Consider the following 16,596-nt stretch of genomic DNA (forward strand, 5'->3'; position numbering starts at 1 on the left):
TAAGCACTTATATCCTCTACAATCATTATTACGCATCAATGATTAAATATGAACTAGTGCTCAACTGTAAATCTCAATTATGCTAAACGAATTAATGTTTAAAATGACGAATACTTGTAAATACCATAGCAATGCCTGCTTCGTCAGCAGCTTTGATAGATTCTTCATCGCGAATGGACCCACCTGGTTGAATAATAGCTGCAATACCATGTTTTGCCGCTGTTTCTACAGTATCACCGAATGGGAAGAATGCATCAGATGCTAATACAGCGCCTTTAGCAGCTTCACCAGCTTGTTCAAGAGCAATTTTTGCAGAACCAACGCGATTCATTTGACCAGCCCCCACACCGAGTGTACGTTTTTCGTTAGAAATCAAAATGGCATTGGATTTCACGTGTTTTACGAGCTTCCAAGCAAATTCAAGGGCTTTCCATTGTTCCTCTATTGGTTGCACCTTTGTAACGACTTTATAGTGAGCGCGGTCTTCTTGGATATCATCCTCTGTTTGCACCAATAGACCACCAGAAACCTTTTTCACTGTCACTTGGCCAGACTCAGGTTTAGATAATTCTATGAGGCGAATATTTTTCTTAGCTTCGAGAATGTGTAATGCTTCTTTTGTGAAAGCAGGTGCCATAATGACTTCTAAGAAAATTTTGCTCATTTCTCCGGCAGTAGCAGCATCGACTTCACGGTTTAAAGCCACGATACCACCAAAGGCAGATACGGAGTCTGCTTCGTAAGCATTTACATAAGCATCATGCAATGTGGCTGCTGTAGCTGCACCACATGGATTTGTATGCTTAATAATACATGCTGCAGGATCTGTAAACTCCCACACCATATTCCAAGCCGCTTCCATATCTACGATGTTGTTATAAGAAAGCTCTTTACCATGGAGTTGTTTCAAGGCCCCCATGCCATGAGCTGTACCAATTTCTTTGTAGAATGCCGCCTTTTGATGCGGATTTTCCCCATAGCGAAGGTCTGTTACCTTTTCATAAGCACTTAAATATTCTGGAGGTGTAGGACCTTCGTTCAAGATACCGCTCATGTAGTTAGCAATAGCTACATCATACGCAGCTGTATGAGCAAAGGCCTCTTTCGCTAGACCAAAGCGATAGTCTTTAGTCAATTCGCCACGTTCTTTAAGCATTGCTAAGATTTCGGCATAATGATCTGGATTTACCACAATACCCACATACGCATGGTTCTTCGCCGCAGAGCGCACCATGGTAGGACCGCCGATATCGATATTTTCAATAGCTTCCTCTAAGGATACATTTGGTTTAGCAATGGTTTCACGGAATGGATAGAGATTGACAACTACTAAATCAATTGGTTCAATACCATGATCCGCCATAGCTTGTTGATGCTCCCCGTTATCACGGATTGCCAAAATACCACCATGAACCTTTGGATGCAATGTCTTTACACGACCGTCCATCATTTCAGGAAAACCCGTCAAAGACTCTACGGCTTTTGCTGCAATGCCCGCATCAGTTATGGCTTTAAGGGTTCCACCTGTGGAATAAATAGTTACACCTAATTCAACTAAACCTTTCGCAAAGTCTACAATACCTGTTTTATCTGAAACACTAAGAAGTGCATTTTTAATCATGTAACCTCTCCATTTGCTTTCTCATTAATCTTCAATATATACAATGCGACCTTTTATAGTGAGCTTATCCTCACAAAATAGTCGCAACGCCTCTTTATACGTTTTATGCTCAATAGGTAATAATCTATCACTCAAAGTATCCTCTGTATCATCGGGTAGTACAGGAACCGTATTCTGCATAATGATTGGGCCCGTATCCATTCCCGCATCAACAAAGTGTACCGTACAGCCCGTAATCTTTACGCCTCCGTCAATAGCTTGTTGATGACCATGAAGGCCTGGGAAGGATGGCAATAATGCAGGATGAATATTTAAAATCTTATGCTCATAACGTTCAATGAGCTTAGCCCCAACTATGCGCATATAGCCCGCCAATACAATACCATCTACCTTATAAGGCTCTAAGGCATCTAACTGAGCTTGTTCAAAGCCAGCTTTAGAATCATAGTCGCTACGATTGATAACAATAAGTGGAATATTCCAAGATTTAGAGCGTTCTACAATACCGGCATCGCCGTGATCTGTAATGATGACAACAAATTCACCATTAATATAGCCTTCTTCCATAGCCTTATACAGTGCTTCCCCATTAGAGCCACGGCCACTGGCAAAGAGGGCTAATCGCTTTTTAAAATTACGCATCAAACTCAGCCCCTTTAAGGACAACAGGACCATCACCACTTACGATACGGCCAATTTCATATACAGCTTCACCACGACTGCCAAGATTTTCTTTAACCTTTTCTACATCATTTTGATCAACGATGAGGATCATGCCAATACCCATGTTGAAAGTTCGGTACATTTCAGGCCATGCTACATTGCCCCATTCTTGTAGTTTTGTAAATATAGAAAGTCGTGGCCATGTAGTAACGTCTACCTCTGCAGTCACACCCTTTGGCAATACGCGAGGAATGTTTTCATAGAAACCACCACCTGTAATATGAACCATGCCTTTTACTAGCTCTTGTTCAATCAACGGCAATACAGCTTTTGGATATAAACGTGTAGGTGTCAATAATTCTTCACCTAAGGTTTTACCAAACTCTGGGATGTCTGTATCGATAGACAATTGTTTATGGTCGAATACGATTTTACGAACCAATGAGAAACCATTGGAATGAACGCCGGAAGATGGCAAGCCTAAAATTACATCGCCCACTTTGATACTTTCACCAGTAATCAATTTAGGACGATCAACAATACCAACGGCAAAACCAGCCACATCGTAGTCATCGTTATCATAAAATCCTGCCATTTCAGCAGTTTCACCGCCTAGTAAAGCGCAGCCCGACTCTTCACAAGCCTCAGCTACACCGCGCACGATATCTGCTACTTTCACAGGATCAAGTTTACCTACTGCAATGTAATCGAGGAAGAATAGAGGTGTAGCACCTTGCACAAGAATATCGTTAACACTCATAGCTACGCAATCTTGGCCGATTGTATCATGTTTATCCATCATGATAGCGAGGCGCAATTTGGTGCCTACACCATCCGTACCAGATACGAGCATAGGGTCAGACATAGAGTGACCAGCTAAGGAATAGAGTCCTCCAAAACCACCTAAATCACCTACAACACCAGGAGTATAAGTGCGTTTTACGGACTCTTTCATCAACTCTACAGCGCGATTGCCTGCATCGATGTCAACACCTGCATCGCGATAAGTTAAACTAGTTTTATTCGAGCACATATTTGACCCCTTCCTCTTGGTCCGCAGGAACCGCTACGCTATAATCACCATTGAAGCAGGCAAAGCATAAATCATTTGGTGCTACATCAGATATAGCGCGGCATAAACCTTCACGAGACAAGTAATGTAATTTATCAGCATGAATATAATCTCTAATTTCATCTACTGTATGAGTAGCTGCAATGAGCTCTTTTCGTACGGATGTATCAATACCATAGTGACAAGAATACTCTATCGTTGGAGAACTTACGCACATGTAAACCTCTTTGGCGCCCGCTTCTTTTAGCATTTTAACGATAATACCACTCGTAGTACCACGTACGATAGAATCATCGATGAGGACAATCCGTTTGCCACCTACAATATTAGGCAATGCATTAAGCTTCATGCGAACAGCTAATTCCCGTTCCTCTTGATTAGGCTTGATAAAGGTACGTCCACTATAACGGTTTTTAACAAGACCTTCTGCAAAAGGGATGCCCGATGCACGGGCATAACCTAGTGCAGCTGTTGTGCCAGAGTCTGGAATGGACATAACAATATCCGCATCATATTTAGTTTCGTTATATAGTTCGCACCCCATGTTAAGCCGAGATTGGTAAACTGATTGACCATCGATATGGCTATCGCCACGAGCAAAATAAATATATTCAAAGACACAAAGCTTTTTGTCGATTTTTTCTGGTTCTGCATAAATGGTGCTACGCACACCAGAGTCATCGATGATAACCATTTCGCCTGGATCTATGTGGCGAATGAACTCAGCCTTAATGGCGTCAAAAGCACAGCTTTCACTAGAGAGAACATAACCATTTTCAGTTTTACCTAAACACAGGGGTCTAAAACCTTGAGGGTCGCGCACCCCTACCAAGGAGTCGTTCGTAGTAATAACGAGAGAAAAGGCCCCTTCAATTTGACGGGCTGCATCAGCAATGCGTTCCACCTGAGTTCCGGCTTTAGAACGAGCAATGAGGTTTACGATAACCTCGGAATCCATAGTCGTTTGGAAAATGGAACCATCTGCTTCAAGGCGTTTACGAATGGCTAAAGCATTCGTTAAATTACCATTATGAGCCACTGCAATTTGGCCACCTTGATAATGAATAACTAACGGTTGAATATTACGTGGATTATTGGACCCTGTTGTAGAGTACCGCACATGGCCTGTACCCATATGGCTAGACAAAGATGGTAATTCTTTGATAGCTTCAGTCAACAAGCCCATGCCTTTTTTTAGTTCTACATCATGACCATCTGTAACGGCAATACCCGCACTTTCTTGGCCACGGTGTTGGAGCGCAAAAAGGCCCCAATATACATAGCGTGCTACATCAACGGTTCTATCATAGACACCGAATACACCACACTCTTCATGCCATTTATCAAAAACAGGATCGTAGTTCATTGTGCCCCCTTAGGCGCGTTCGCCAGTAAGACGGAATAACATTTCTTTGTACGCTTCTTCGATATTGCCAAGGTCTCGACGGAAACGGTCTTTATCGAGTTTTTCACCTGTTGTAGCATCCCAGAAACGGCATGTATCAGGAGAGATTTCATCGCCTAATAGTACTTCACCATTGTGTGTACCAAATTCTAATTTAAAGTCTACAAGGGTTACATTTTTTGTAGCCAAGAATTTTTTCAAAATATCGTTTACTTTTAAAGTAATAGTAGAGATTACATCTAATTGTTCTTGAGTCGCCCAGCCAAGTGCTGTGATTTGGGATTCATTGGCAAATGGATCGCCTAATTCATCATTTTTGTAGCAGAATTCAAGGATTGGATGTTTAAGAGATGTACCTTCTTCAATGCCAAAGCGTTTAGCCATAGAGCCGGCTGCAATGTTACGAACAATAACTTCTAGAGGAATGATATCCAAAGTAAGTACTGTTTGATTGCGATCATCTTCGCGGCGAACAAAGTGAGTTGGTACACCTTCCTTTTTCAACAATTCAAAGAAGAAAGAAGAAATTTTATTGTTCAATACGCCTTTGCCAAGGATAGTATCATGTTTTTCTCCGTTGAATGCAGTAGCATCATCTTTGTAATGAACGATGTACTCATCTTTGTTATCTGTTTGATATACTTGTTTTGCTTTACCTTCGTACAATAATGTTAATTTTTCCAAGTCGATGTTAGCCATGATATGTCTCCTTTTACTCTTTTCTATTCGAAGATGTATAAATGATGATGTAAACGCTTCAAACGATTATAGTTTAATAGCGCCTTGTAGCTCTGCATTATCTGCTAAGACTTTTTCAGCCATATCTTTACGATATTGTACATATTGTTCTTTCAATTCTTTGTTGAAAGCTGCTCCAATTTGGACTGCAAAGAGTGCTCCGTTTTTAGCACCATCTACAGCCATAGTTGCTACAGGCATGCCAGATGGCATTTGAACGATAGCAAGCAAGGAATCAATGCCCTTCAATGCCGTTGCATTAAGAGGAATACCGATTACAGGTAATGTGGTAAAGCTGGCTACTACGCCAGGTAAGTGGGCCGCTGCACCAGCACCAGCGATAAAAGCAATAGCCCCTTCATCTTCAAGTCGTGTAACAAAATCCTTTACAGCCTCTGGCGTACGATGTGCAGAAGCAATAACCATTTCATAAGGAATGTTAAATTCATCAAGTACAGCAGATGCCTTTTTCATTGTGTCTAGGTCAGACTTGCTGCCCATAATAATACCGACCTTCATAGATCCTCCTAATAAAAAAGCCCAGCCTAAATAGACCGGGAAAAATGCGCACAAATAGCCTCCGTAGACTTGCCTTGAGTTTGTTGATTTGCATAGTTCACGGTGCTACCTCCTTCTTGTACACAAATTGTAACACCTAACCTTTTCAAAAGCAACATTATTTTCGAATGTTTTTTAATTAATTATTTTTATTATTCGTTATATTCCGAACTTTATAAAGAATTCTTATTTTGTTATATAGATATATATCAAAATAGTTTAGTAAAATAGAGAAATAACTAAAACTTACTAAGAATAACTTAGATATATTATATTAATTAGTATTAATATAATTTCTTTAAGAATACAAAAAAGAGGATAACCCGTTTTAAAACAGGTTATCCTCTTTTATACGTTTCCGAACATTAGACCACTTAATTTGTAGTTACTATTAATTAGTGAGTACCACTTTCAAAAGCAGCTTTTAATTCACCTACAGATTCAGGGATGTAATCTACGATAGAAGACATCAACGCATACATTAATGCAGGTTCAAACGCATCGTCACCACACATGTATACGCAATCTAAATATAAACTGGAGTCTTGTTCATCAATATAGAGTTTATAGTTTTTGTAAGTCGCATTGTCACGGTTGATTAACGCATTTAAGGCAGCCATGTTTTGTGCTGTTACCTTTTCAGGGCCCAATACTAAACGAATGACACTATAAATACTGTTATCAAGAATAACGAATAAAGGCATATCCCATAATGGGGATTTGATGTAAGAACGATATACTACTGTACCGTCTTCATCATCAAAATCCTTACGTTCAAAGGATGTAATTTCTTCTTCTTTCAAAAACTTATCAAATAATAATGCTTTAGGATTCATAACAACCTCTATTAAGCTAAACCAGCTACTTTAAGAATGCCTTTATGTACAGCATCTAAATGTGGTTGGACTACTTCAAGCAAAAGATTTACTACTACAGTAGGATCGAATTGTTCAGTCAAGCCAGGAACAGATACGTCCATGTAGATATTGTTATCTTCAGTGCTTACATAATATTTGGATACTTTGTAATCTTGGTTTAAGGTGTTGAGCTCTTTTAATACAGCAGGAATTACTTTTTCATCAATAGATGTTGTTGTGATAGCTATACGCGCATAGGAGAATGCAGAATCATCCACAACGATGAATACAGGCAAGCTATGATTATGAACATCCAAACGGCCGTGGTACACAACAGTATGAAGGTCGTCTGCCATTTCTTCCTTTGTAAACCAAGAGTTGCCACCTTTATTCAGATCAGCAACAAGTAAGTCGAATTTTTCTGCTTTTTGATTCATAATTCCCTCTACAAATAATCAGACTATTAGTCTTCGATAAATACACATCCATTGTCTTTAAATTCTTTAATGCGAACTAAAGACTCTACACGGTAACCTGCATTTTCAAGGCGTTCACGACCAGGTTGGAAGGATTTTTCAATAGCAATGGCCATACCTACTACTTCATCACCAGCATCTTGAACTAATTTAGCAAGGCCCATAGCTGCTTCACCAGATGCCAAGAAGTCATCGATGATCAATACTTTTTCGCCAGCTGGCAAGAATTTTTTGGAAATAGTAATATCGTAGTTTTCTTCTTTTGTATAAGAGTACACAACACTATGATATACGTCATCTACCATAAGGATAGATTTTTTCTTACGCGCAAATACCAATGGCACGTCGAGCTCAAGAGCAGCCATCAATGCCAACGCAATACCAGATGCTTCAATGGTAACAATACGTTGCACACCTGCATCACGGTAACGATCCGCGATTTCTTTACCGATTGCTTTAAACAATTGTGGATCGATTTGATGGTTCAAGAAGCCATCTACTTTTAGCACGCGATTATTGAGGACAATACCCTCTTCACGAATGCGCTTTTTTAATAATTCCATGTGCTTATACCTCCGCATAACTATCTTTAAATTTTAACGTAAATAGCCCCTCAGGGTCAACCTATATGTAGTAAAAGTCTTATAATACGACTAGTAAAAATCGCAAGAGATGGGTTGCCAAAAATTATTACATACAAGACTTAAAAAACTTTTTCTTCTGAACCGTAGGATTCAACAGGTTTATAACAATATAATATAGCACAGAAAGACCTAGCCTAAAATATAAAAAGACACACTTTATGAAAATTCATAAAGTGTGTTATCTTTTTATAAAATTTTATCGCGGTTACTTTCACGGTTAACGAGCAAGGATGTAAATCTAGCAGCCCCTTCAGATTGAGGTACCAATCGAGAACGTACAAGCACAATATCGCGAGTCGGCACAGGAATGTCTGTATCGATACGAACAATAGTCCCTTCTTGCATTTTTTGTTGTACCACGTGGTTAGGCAACATAGAAATGCCCATATTGATTTCCACAAGGTCTAGCAATACATCGACACTACCAAGTTCAAAACGAGGTTTACGGCATGCGCCATGAGTAACTTCATCGAAGAAGGTGCGGCTCGCAGAACCTTTATGCAAGAGCAAAATAGGCTCATTAAGCAAACGACCTTGATCGAAGAACCCTGCTCCTTTATAGTCAGGCCCCCCAACGAAGACGTCTTGAATCGTAGCAAGCGTAGTCACTTCTAATTGTGGATTATCTCGCAAACCTTCATAATCATTAACCACTGCTAATTGCGCTTCTTTGTTAAGTACTAACTCTACACAATCAGGAGATGGACGATTGATGATATGTAGACCGATTTCACTTTCTTGCAATTGCCATTTATGGAAATAAGGCAATAAGAAATGGCGACATAATGTATCTGTAGCAGCTAAATTCAAGCTTTCATAAGCTTGACTAACACGTTCTTGTAATTGGGTAACACCATTATCAAGAATAGAAAATGCTTTAGCTACTGTATCAAACAATTCTTTACCTTCTGGCGTGAACCCTACAGATTTTGTAGTGCGCACGAAAAGAGGCATATTGAGTTCCCCTTCTAATTGTTTAATGCTTTGGCTGATGGCGGATTGGGACACACCTAATTCTTTTGCGGCACGAGAAAAGGATAAATATAAGCCTACCCCTAAAAAGGTTCTATATAAATCTGCAGATACTGCCATTTTAGTCACCTCTGTTATATACTAATAGTAACGTCTTACTTTTAACTATACATATCATTTACTATATTATAACTATGAACTCTCAATATATAATGAATATGTAGAAATTTTCATGAATATTAGGTCTTATGACCTTCATGAATTTTTCATATTTATTAGTATTTCTAATCTTTTCATTAGTAAGATTATCTTTACTTATAAGTCTAGACCGACTATACTTAATTTGTCAATATCCCATAGGGAATTATATACATTACAGGAGGCTACAATGGCTATACAACGATTATTCGTAACAAAACGAGAATCTTTCAACCAAGAAGCACAACGCATGTTACATACCTTACAACAGGAATTATCTATGCCTGCTACAGGGGTAACCATCTACGAGCGCTATGATATTGAAAATTTAGATGCAAAAGATTTAGAAGCTGCAAAAAATCTAATTTTCTCCGAACCTCCTGTGGACACAGTATTAGAAGAAATCCCAACAGTACAAGGTTTTGTGTTTGCCGTTGAATATGTGCCAGGTCAATATGATCAACGTGCCGACAGCGCAGAACAATGTATTTCTATGCTCACTCTCACCTCCGGTCACATCGTGAGATGTGCTCGTGTATTTGCTATCGAAGGCACTTTCACAAAAGAACAAGAAAATGCCATCAAAGCATACTATATTAACCCTGTTGATTCCCGTGAAGCAAGCCTTGAATTACCTAACACTTTGGCGCTCGATTTAGAGGATCCAAAACCAGTAGAAACAATTGATGGCTTTACGGCAATGAGCGATGCGGAGTTAGAAGAACTTATCAAAAATTATGGCCTCGCTATGACATTGGCAGACCTTCAAATGATTCGACAACAGTATGCAGAGGTAGAACACCGCAATCCTACGATTACAGAAATTCGCCTCTTCGATACATATTGGTCCGACCACTGCCGCCATACCACATTTATGACGGAGTTAACAGATATCTCCATCGAAGCCAGTCGCTTCACAGGCCCTATTGAAGAAGCCCTCGAAGAATACATGGAAGGCCGTGCTGAGCTCTATACAACTAAGAAAAAAGCTCGTTCCCTCATGGACATGGCTACATTAGCTGTAAAAGAATTGCGCCATGCTGGTGGTTTAACAAATCTTGATGAATCCGATGAAATCAATGCATGTACTATCATCGTTCCTGTCGATGTAGACGGCAAAACGGAAGAATGGTTGTTATTGTTCAAAAACGAAACTCATAACCACCCTACTGAAATCGAACCATTCGGCGGTGCTGCTACTTGTTTAGGAGGCTGTATCCGCGACCCATTGAGCGGCCGTGCTTACGTGTACCAAGCTATGCACGTCACTGGCTCTGGCGATCCACATACTAGCCTCGAAGATACATTAGAAGGGAAATTACCACAAAAGAAAATTACTCAAGAAGCAGCTCGTGGCTATTCCTCTTACGGCAACCAAATCGGCCTAGCTACAGGTGAGGTTAAAGAGTATTACCATCCTGGCTACGTAGCAAAACGCATGGAAATTGGCGCCGTTATCGGTGCTGCTCCACGCAATCAAGTACGCCGTGAAACGCCTGTTGCTGGTGATGTTGTGGTATTACTCGGTGGTAAAACTGGTCGCGATGGCTGTGGCGGTGCTACCGGTTCCTCTAAAGAACACACAGTAGAATCTCTTTCCACATGTGGGGCAGAGGTTCAAAAAGGCAATGCCCTTACAGAACGTAAAATTCAACGTCTCTTCCGTCGCGGTGAAGTAACTACCCTTATCAAACGTTGTAATGACTTTGGCGCAGGTGGCGTATCCGTTGCTATCGGTGAGTTAACAGATGGCGTAACTATCAATCTTGATTTAGTTCCTAAAAAATATGCTGGCCTTGATGGTACAGAGCTAGCCATCTCTGAATCTCAAGAGCGCATGGCTTGTGTTATCGCCGCTTCTGATGTAGATACATTCAAAGCTTATTGCGATGAAGAAAACTTAGAATGTACAGTCGTAGCAGATGTGACCGATACCAATCGCCTCATCATGAACTGGAATGGGGAAACAATCGTCGACATTAGCCGTGACTTCTTAAATACAAACGGCGCCAGCCAACAACAAGAGGTTATTGTAAAAGCTCCAGCAGATCGTTCTTACTTCTTACGCGGTTCTGCTAGTGCAGATAACTTCAAAGAAAAATGGCTCGCTGCTGTATCCGATTTAAACACCGCTTCCCAACAGGGCTTAGCAGAACGCTTTGACAGCACTGTGGGTGCTAATACTGTGCTCATGCCATTTGGTGGCAAATTCCAGAAAACACCGACTCAAGGCATGGTAGCAAAATTACCTGTATTAAATGGTGAAACTACAACTGCTAGCATCATGACACACGGCTTTGTACCTGAGTTATCCGACTGGAGCCCATACCATGGCGCACAATATGCTGTACTTTTATCTGTCGCTAAATTAGTAGCTCTCGGCGGTCGTCGTGAAGATGCGTACTTAACGTTACAAGAGTACTTTGAACGCCTTAACTCTAAAGAATCTTGGGGTAAACCTGTAGCAGCTCTTCTCGGTGCTTATAAAGCACAAAAAGAACTTGAAATTGGCGCTATTGGTGGCAAAGATTCTATGAGCGGTACATTTATGGACCTTACAGTTCCTCCTACCCTTGTATCCTTTGCGGTTGGTACAGCTCATGTGGATAACATTGTGAGCCAAGATCTTAAAGGCGTAGACCATCGCCTCGTATTCTTCGATGTACCTCGCATGTACGATGACACTCCTGATTGGGATCGATTCAAAGAAAACTGTGACGTCTTACAAGAACAAATTGAAAAAGGTCGTGTTTACTCCGCTTATGTAGTTGAACAAGGCGGCATCCCTGAAGCTGTCACAAAAATGGCCCTCGGCAATAATATTGGTGTTAAATTCGATAAATATGCTGAACGTGCAATTTTCCAACCTGCTCTTGGTGCATTTATCGTAGAGGTAGACATTAAAGCTGTTAACTATCTCTTAGAGTTACCAGGTTTAAAAGTAATCGGTGTAACACAAGCAAATCCAGTTATTGAATGGGCGGATCAATCCGTATCACTCAAGGAGATCCAAGCAACTTATGAAGCTCCACTCAACGATATATTCCCTATGCACGCCCCAAATGGCGTTGGTGAAGCGGTGGCGTACATTCACGACCAACATACTAAACCACGCAGCACATCCTTAGGCGCCAAACCTAAAGTGCTCATTCCTGTATTCCCAGGTACAAACTGTGAATTCGATTCAGCTCGTGCCTTTGAGCGTGCCGGTGCAGAAGCAGATATCGTTGTCATCCGCAATCAAACGCCAGAACAATTAAAAGAATCCATCGACGTAATCAAAGCTAAATTAGCAGAGTCTCAAATTCTTATGTTCCCAGGTGGTTTCAGTGCTGGTGATGAACCAGATGGTTCTGGTAAGTTTATGGCTACACTATTCCGCAATCCATACCTAGCAGAAGGTTTAGAAAATCTCTTGTATAAACAAGATGGTCTAGTTCTTGGTATCTGTAATGGTTTCCAAGCTCTTATCAAATTAGGTTTATTGCCTGGCGGTCACATTGAAACATTGACTGCAGATCATCCTACATTGACGTACAATACAATTGGTCGTCACTTATCTCGCATGGTCAATACCAAGGTAATCTCCACTAAATCCCCTTGGATGTGTGATGCTAAAGCAGGCGAAATCTACACTGTACCTATCTCTCACGGTGAAGGTCGCTTCATCGCATCCCCTCAACAAGTATTGGAATTCAATAAAACTGGTCAAATCGCTACACAATATGTAGACTTTGATGGCATCGCCTCCATGGACAGCCGATTCAATCCAAACCAATCTGTCGCTGCTATCGAAGGTATTTATAGTCCTGATGGTCGCGTATTTGGTAAAATGGCCCACTCCGAACGCTGTGGTACTAGTATTAGTAAAAATATTCCTGGCCAATTAGAAATGCCAATCTTTACATCTGGTGTAAAATACTTTAAATAATTTCTATACTTTCATGTGAAAGCCTACTCCTAAGAGTAGGCTTTTCCATATTGATTTTTTTAGAAAATATTAGTATTATAAGTTGATGACATATTTACAAAAATAATTTCATTTAAATCGATACATATATACGTAAGTGAGTTAAGAAAGGATTTTATTATGCATTGTGCTCAGAAAATGACCCATAATATCTACTGGATTGGTAGTAATGACTGGACTACTGAACGTTTTGAAAACTTATTCCCTATTCCAAATGGTGTTAGCTATAATAGCTATTTCATTGATGATGAGAAAACTTGTGTTGTTGACTCTGTAGATGCTGAAATTCGCGAAGAATACTTTGACAACTTAACTCATCTTTTAAATGGTCGCGATCTTGACTACATCATCGTAAATCACATGGAGCCAGATCATTGCCAAACATTGTTGGACACTTTAGAGCGCTATCCAAACTGTAAAATGGTAGGTAATGCTACAACATTCCGCATGTTCGAGCAATTCTACAATTCTCCAAAACCAGACCAATATTACACTGTAAAAGAAGGCGACGAAATTTGCTTAGGTAAACATACTCTTGTTTCCTACACTATGCCTATGGTTCACTGGCCAGAAGTAACTTGTACATTTGAAAAATCTACTGGTACATTGTTCTCTGCAGATGCTTTCGGTACATTCGGTACGGTTAACGGTAATATCTTTGCAGACCAAACTGATTACGTTGCTACCTACGAAGATGAAGCTCGTCGTTACTATACAAATATAGTTGGTAAATACGGTCCTCAAGTACAAAATGCGATTCGTAAAGTTTCTGGTCTTGACATCAAGCGTATTGCTCCACTTCATGGTCCTATCTGGCGTACACCTGAAACTATCGATTATATCTTGCAAAAATACTTGCACTGGTCCAGCTACACAGCTTGTAAAAAAGGTGTTGTTATCGCCTTCGGTTCTATGTACGGTAACACTCGTGCTATTGCACAACAATTGGCTAAGCAATTGTCCAAACGCGGCATTACAGATATCAAAATCTACGATGTTTCCAAAACTAATGCTTCCTACATTATCGCTGATGCTTGGAAATACACTAATTTGGTAACAATTGCACCTACATACAATTTGAACCTATACCTTACTATGGAAAACTTCATTCATGAATTGAAAGCACTTAACTTCCAAAACCATAAGGTATCCATCATTGGTAACCACTCTTGGGCATCTGCGGCCATGAAAATCATGGTATCCCACTTTGAAAACGACTTCAAAGACATTGAAATCATATCCGAACCACTTGATATCAAATCCTCTTTAAAACCAGAAGATCTTCCAAAAATCGAAAAAATGGCAGACGATATTAAAGCATCCATTGATGCTGCTGAAATCAAAGAAGTATTATAATACTCAAACTAAAAGCCGCCTGAAAAGGCGGCTTTTTCTTATACTTTAAAAGTCTTATGAAAGTCTAAGATTTTCACTATTTTTCGCTTGACATAAATCTAACTTTTTCATATACTATACAAGTACCTGTTACACAACAGAATACATGGAGAGGTGTCCGAGCGGCTGAAGGAGCATGATTGGAAATCATGTGTGCGGTTATCCCGTACCCAGGGTTCAAATCCCTGTCTCTCCGCCATAGTAAAAGCAGTGCTTAGGCACTGCTTTTTTATTTATCTAAAAAGAGGCGATACTTGTATCGCCTCTTTTATACTTTCAAAATAGCATATATTATCTCTTATCTCATATTTTATGTATTATCTCTATATAACAAAAGGCTATTCGACTTTAATTCGAATAGCCTTTTGTTATTATATGTATTTAACCATATTAATTATGGATTTTCTTTGCAATATTACCGATGATTTCAGGTGTCGTTCTACAGCAGCCACCAATAATTTCAGCCCCCGCTTCGCGCCATACATCTACGTAGTCTACAAAGGATGCTGGATCACCATACCAAGTCTTAGTTTTACTATCATAGCTTTCACCAAGATTTGGATATACTGCAATAGGCTTGTCCGTAACAGTACGAATATCCTTAATCAAGGACTCTACATATTCAGGTTTAGTACAATTGATACCAATACCTGTTATAGGACGAACCTTATCAATCATTTCAGCGCATTTAATAATAGTTTCGCCACTAGCTACATGATGACCATCCTTACAAGCAAAGGCAATCCACGCAGGAATACCTTTTGATGTAAAGGGATCAGACATAGCACGAGCAATAGCAATAGCCTCAGCATAAGATGGTATCGTCTCAAAGGATAATATATCTGGATTCTCTTCCGCAAACAATGCTAACCGAGGGATATGGAACACCTCAAGGTATTCTGTTTGCACATCAGGATATCCACGGTATTCAGATCCATCAGCCAAGAAAGCCCCATAAGGACCTACAGAGGCCGCTACCAACGGTTTAGGCAATGCACCTTCTGAAAAATACTTAACTCCCTCTGGAGTCTCTTCACCGAGAGTAATGCCCCGTAACATAAGTGCTCCACTCGCTTTTGCCTCTAAGAACTCATTACGCGCTTGCACTGCTAGGCGAACAGATAATTTAACGAGCTCTATCGCCTCTTCTGTACCATAGCCTAAGCCTTTAAAGCCCGCTACAGTAGCTTGATAACCAGAACTTTGAATGATGTCTGCTCCAACAGCTAAGTACGCAATGTGTATTTTTTTGATAACATCAGGTTGTTCCATGAGAACTTTTGCGGACCACAGCTTATGCTGAATATTACAACCACAACTCTCTAATTCAGTCCCTAAAGCCCCATCTAAGACGAGGGCCCCCTTATCCTTAATAATATCTAAAAATGCACTTCGTTTAGCCATCATATCACCCATTCTAAAGCCTCTTACAACTTGAGGCTTACCAAGCGTATTATATCAAATAATACGTTTTGGTACTATCTACAAACTATTTTAACACCTCTGCTGGTGGTTCTTTACCAAACCATTTTTTATAAATCTCAGCATATTTACCATTCGCTTTAATCTTAGCTAGACCATCGTTAATTTTAGTAAGGACCTCTGTATTACCTTTTTTCACAGCAATACCAAGTGGTGCCGCATCATAGTCCTCTCCAGTGACTTTTGCGATACCTTTTCCCTTCCCATTAACATAATATTCATTTACCGGTGTATCGTTAATAACTACATCGACACCTTTATTTTGTAGTTCTAAAAAGGCATCAACGATGATATTAAACTGGCGTACATCAGCATTTTGAATCTTGCTAGCAATCTCTGCACCCGTAGAACCAATAGATACACCAATGCGCTTGCCTTCTAGATCCTTAAAGCTATTAATATTTGTGTTATCTATATTAACAACGAGACCATTACCTGCAATATAGTATGGTTTACTAAAATCAACAGATTTTGCTCTATCTTCAGAAATGGTCATATCAGAAATAGCAATGTCGATGGTATTACTTTGTAATGCTGGTAACAGT

At 40.0% G+C, this 16,596-nt stretch carries 14 protein-coding genes and 1 tRNA gene; 3 read left to right on the top strand and 12 right to left on the bottom strand.

The genetic code is table 11. The annotated features are described in order from the left end of the window. Positions 1 to 91: 91 nt before the first annotated feature. From purH to RYM16_RS03995, 10 genes are all read right to left on the bottom strand, one after another. A complete protein-coding gene (gene purH / locus RYM16_RS03950) occupies positions 92 to 1,621 on the bottom strand; it encodes a bifunctional phosphoribosylaminoimidazolecarboxamide formyltransferase/IMP cyclohydrolase (protein WP_314982443.1) in 1,530 nt (509 codons plus the stop codon). 24 nt (positions 1,622 to 1,645) lie between these two features. Then, positions 1,646 to 2,263: a phosphoribosylglycinamide formyltransferase gene (gene purN / locus RYM16_RS03955; RefSeq protein ID WP_314982445.1), complete on the bottom strand. Its 618-nt coding sequence runs from the start codon at positions 2,261 to 2,263 to the stop codon at positions 1,646 to 1,648. Beyond that, on the bottom strand, positions 2,256 to 3,317 hold the full coding sequence (gene purM / locus RYM16_RS03960) for a phosphoribosylformylglycinamidine cyclo-ligase (protein ID WP_314982447.1): 1,062 nt from the start codon (positions 3,315 to 3,317) through the stop codon (positions 2,256 to 2,258). Before purM ends, purN begins: the two co-directional genes overlap by 8 nt. After that, positions 3,304 to 4,722, bottom strand: coding sequence for an amidophosphoribosyltransferase (purF, locus tag RYM16_RS03965; protein WP_314982449.1), 1,419 nt, complete (start codon positions 4,720 to 4,722; stop codon positions 3,304 to 3,306). Before purF ends, purM begins: the two co-directional genes overlap by 14 nt. A gap of 9 nt (positions 4,723 to 4,731) precedes the next feature. Next, complete coding sequence (purC, locus tag RYM16_RS03970) at positions 4,732 to 5,460, bottom strand: phosphoribosylaminoimidazolesuccinocarboxamide synthase (protein WP_314982450.1); 729 nt, start codon at positions 5,458 to 5,460, stop codon at positions 4,732 to 4,734. Between the two features lie 66 nt (positions 5,461 to 5,526). Then, positions 5,527 to 6,018, bottom strand: a complete 492-nt coding sequence (gene purE, locus RYM16_RS03975; protein WP_296001971.1) for a 5-(carboxyamino)imidazole ribonucleotide mutase — start codon at positions 6,016 to 6,018, stop codon at positions 5,527 to 5,529. A gap of 434 nt (positions 6,019 to 6,452) precedes the next feature. Continuing rightward, positions 6,453 to 6,893, bottom strand: coding sequence for a hypothetical protein (locus RYM16_RS03980; RefSeq protein ID WP_105098368.1), 441 nt, complete (start codon positions 6,891 to 6,893; stop codon positions 6,453 to 6,455). A gap of 11 nt (positions 6,894 to 6,904) precedes the next feature. After that, positions 6,905 to 7,351: a hypothetical protein gene (locus RYM16_RS03985; protein ID WP_314982451.1), complete on the bottom strand. Its 447-nt coding sequence runs from the start codon at positions 7,349 to 7,351 to the stop codon at positions 6,905 to 6,907. Positions 7,352 to 7,377: 26 nt separating this feature from the next. Then, positions 7,378 to 7,953 (bottom strand): xanthine phosphoribosyltransferase, encoded by a 576-nt coding sequence (locus tag RYM16_RS03990; protein WP_278470622.1) that lies wholly within the window; start codon positions 7,951 to 7,953, stop codon positions 7,378 to 7,380. 267 nt (positions 7,954 to 8,220) lie between these two features. Continuing rightward, entirely contained in the window at positions 8,221 to 9,126 is a 906-nt protein-coding gene (locus tag RYM16_RS03995; RefSeq protein ID WP_105081467.1) for a LysR family transcriptional regulator, read from the bottom strand. 268 nt (positions 9,127 to 9,394) lie between these two features. Between RYM16_RS03995 and RYM16_RS04000 the strand changes: the two genes are divergently transcribed. From RYM16_RS04000 to RYM16_RS04010, 3 genes are all read left to right on the top strand, one after another. Next, entirely contained in the window at positions 9,395 to 13,135 is a 3,741-nt protein-coding gene (locus tag RYM16_RS04000; protein WP_314982453.1) for a phosphoribosylformylglycinamidine synthase, read from the top strand. Positions 13,136 to 13,294: 159 nt separating this feature from the next. Next, a complete protein-coding gene (locus RYM16_RS04005) occupies positions 13,295 to 14,530 on the top strand; it encodes an FprA family A-type flavoprotein (RefSeq protein ID WP_314982455.1) in 1,236 nt (411 codons plus the stop codon). A gap of 147 nt (positions 14,531 to 14,677) precedes the next feature. Then, positions 14,678 to 14,768 (top strand) — tRNA-Ser (locus RYM16_RS04010). 191 nt (positions 14,769 to 14,959) lie between these two features. Here the strand turns inward: RYM16_RS04010 and mmuM are convergent. After that, the gene (gene mmuM / locus RYM16_RS04015; protein ID WP_314982457.1) at positions 14,960 to 15,985 is read right to left on the bottom strand and encodes a homocysteine S-methyltransferase; all 1,026 of its coding nucleotides are present in this window, start codon (positions 15,983 to 15,985) and stop codon (positions 14,960 to 14,962) included. 73 nt (positions 15,986 to 16,058) lie between these two features. Continuing rightward, positions 16,059 to 16,596, bottom strand: a 538-nt coding sequence (locus RYM16_RS04020) for a transporter substrate-binding domain-containing protein (protein ID WP_314982459.1), incomplete at its 5' end; no start/stop codon positions are given.

Source organism: uncultured Veillonella sp. (genome assembly GCF_963524655.1).
GTDB lineage: Bacteria > Bacillota > Negativicutes > Veillonellales > Veillonellaceae > Veillonella.